The 2,646-nt window shown below is 58.7% G+C and carries 3 protein-coding genes and 1 pseudogene; 1 reads left to right on the plus strand and 3 read right to left on the minus strand.

Annotated features, from left to right (window positions below; genetic code table 11):
- The coding region (ligD, locus tag AWB78_RS42075; RefSeq protein ID WP_445344274.1) for a non-homologous end-joining DNA ligase LigD at positions 1–402 on the plus strand (402 nt) is incomplete at its 5' end.
- Between the two features lie 34 nt (positions 403–436).
- Here ligD and AWB78_RS42080 read toward each other — a convergent pair.
- The 3 genes and pseudogenes from AWB78_RS42080 to AWB78_RS42090 form a co-directional block, all read right to left on the minus strand.
- Entirely contained in the window at positions 437–673 is a 237-nt protein-coding gene (locus tag AWB78_RS42080; RefSeq protein WP_062613176.1) for a hypothetical protein, read from the minus strand.
- Between the two features lie 118 nt (positions 674–791).
- Positions 792–1,762, minus strand: a pseudogene (locus AWB78_RS42085) (SOS response-associated peptidase family protein).
- Between the two features lie 59 nt (positions 1,763–1,821).
- Positions 1,822–2,175: a hypothetical protein gene (locus AWB78_RS42090; protein ID WP_062613178.1), complete on the minus strand. Its 354-nt coding sequence runs from the start codon at positions 2,173–2,175 to the stop codon at positions 1,822–1,824.
- Between the last annotated feature and the right edge of the window lie 471 nt (positions 2,176–2,646).

Raw genomic sequence — 2,646 nt, forward strand, 5'->3', positions numbered from 1 at the left:
GGATTTCACATCGTCGTGCCGCTTACCCGCCGACAGGGGTGGGAGGAGGTCAAACTTTTCTCACAAGCGGTCGCCCAGCACATGACGCGCGTGGTGCCGCAGCGATTTTCGGCCGTGCTGGGCCCGAAAAATCGAGTTGGCAAGATTTTTATCGACTATCTGCGCAATGGTCGAAGCGCAAGCACCGTGGCCGCATTTTCAGTGCGCGCCCGCCCAGGCATGGCGGTATCGATGCCGATCTCGTGGGACGAATTGAAGGACGTAAAAAGCGGCGATCAGTGGACAATGGCGCAGGCCATCCACCGACAACGCACGCTTGCCGCGGACGCGTGGGAAGGTTACTGGCGCACGCGGCAAGGCATCACCGCCGCGATGCGCCGGGCGATCGGCATGAAGCGCTAGGTAGGTAGCACCTCATGCCAGTGGAACAGACAAATCAGACCTTACCATTCGACTCACGCGCCTCGGTGCCCTTCAGTTCACCGTGCTTGTGGGAGTGCGTCGCCCCATATTTGAGTTCGAAGTGGGCACCTTTGCCGCTTCGCGTCGGAGGAAAATGTTCGCCCTCGACACACGTGACTTCGAACGTATCCTTGCCATCGTCATGAACGACGGAATAGATGCCGGACACCTTGACGATCTCACCGGGCTTATACGAGTTGTCGCCTGCCATCGTTGCACCTCCTCAGTTAAAGAACAACGACAGTTCAGCAAAACGTGTTCCGAACGGTTTCCGGCAAGCGGCTTCCTCTGCCCGCGATCACCCGCGCTTATCTGCGACTAGCGCCGATTCACGCGGCAAGTCGATGCTCGTAATAAGGCCGGTCTCGATCCTCGAGAATCGCATCGAGTGCGGCAAGGTCGGACGCCTGCGGATTCAGCCAGGCATCGACATTCTCTCGCTTGATCGGGACGATGCATCGGTCGTGTCCGGCTGCTTCCACTTCGGCAGGCGGCTCGTCGGTGATGGCGGCAAACGATAGGAGATCCGGTTGACCGGGCGCGGTCCACTTCGACCAGAGGCAAGCGACCATCAACAGCTGACCGTTGTTGGGGCGAAACTCCAAGACGACGTTTTCGCCCGGCGCCTGCGATCCCTCATGCGTTTCGAACAGCGTGTTCTCGCACTTTGCCCTCGCGACGTTCTCATAGAAGACGTCAACTAGCATCAGGCCATGCGTGTAGCCGAAACACGGCTTCCAGAACTTCTCCAGACTATCGCGACGCGCATTGTATGTTCCGGATATTTAACATCGTAGTTCGCGGGCTTGCCTGCGATGCGACACTGGTAACGCATCGGCTTGACGACATACTGCCCGTCTTCGACTACAAGCACGGGCGCATAGTAGCCGGGAAAAATGCGTGAATCCCGCGGCTCTTGTTCCGTCCGACCGAAGTCCGCCAGGCGCCGTAACACCGCATCGATCTTGTCCGTCGCGATGCGCTTGCTTTCGGTCGCCGTTTTGGTCGTCTTCGTCTGCAGCGTCCGCTCAGCATCGGCCAATCGCGTGCGTTGCTTGAAAAGCTCCTACTCGACCCTGGTTGCCTGTTCCACGTTGTACCGTTCAATGAAGGTCCTGATCTGACGCTCGTCATCGGTCTGAGGCTCCCGGAAGGCGTCTTCCATCGCCTTCGGGATTTTTGCCTTGCTGCCCTCGGCGCGCTCCCAGAACAATCGCGCGAACTCGCGGATGTCCATCTGTGCGCCGAACATCTTCACGTTGCGACGATAGTCGGCCTGTATCTGCGCGGAATAACACATGCGTTGGGTTCCCCTCGTTTCGTTGTGGCGGCGCTCCGAGGCACACAGGGCGCAGCACGTCAGAGCGCCTCTTTGCACAGCGCCAGCATCTTCTTGATGACGGTGCACGAATGATTCAGTTGCATGTCGCCCGTGAAGAGCGCCTGGACATTCGATTGGCGCACCGCGATGCCGGCGCTTTTAAGGTCGCGTTTGGCGATCTTGAGCGCCAGTTGGCCGAGGCGCACACGCGCGAGCCAGTCCACCCAAAGATGATTGCGTCGAAGCCAGATGCGGCAACTTTCCACGAGATGATCGACGCGCCATTCGTACGTCAGCGAATGGGAAGCCGCCACGGTCGCGACCAGGAAGCACAGCAGCTCCGCGCGCGCGTCCGAGACATTCGACACTTCGTTGATATCGGATCCGGCCATACGTCGTATGGGTTGCCGTGGACTTTCCATCATCAGCCCTGCTCCCGCAATCGGCCCTCGCTGCAGCTCTACTTATCAGGGCCTCGGACCTCAACTTGATCCGGAAAGTAGCCTGCCTTCCTTGCTGCCTCTTGTACTCCCTGAGCGCTTAAGCAACCTGCAACAGCTCCAACCTCCTCCCCATTGGCTAAGAGGCACCCAGACCATTGACCGCTAGCAGCACGGTAGATCCGCAGCGTGATGGTTTCAACTTCGTCGGGCATGGCGGTTCCTAAACGGTCATTGGCCTCAGCATTCTGTCACTTCGCCTCGGGAATAGATGCCCCTTTTACGCCCCTTCCAGCCGCTTCTCGGTAAGCGCTCATTGTCGACGTACTTATGTCGTGAGGAATTCCAGGGCAAGCTGGTGTCCACTTCATTTTCAGGTGGACACCATGCCAGAGGACAGCACGCTGAAGGAACGCCTGGTAA

Source organism: Caballeronia calidae, from assembly GCF_900044055.2.
GTDB lineage: Bacteria > Pseudomonadota > Gammaproteobacteria > Burkholderiales > Burkholderiaceae > Caballeronia > Caballeronia calidae.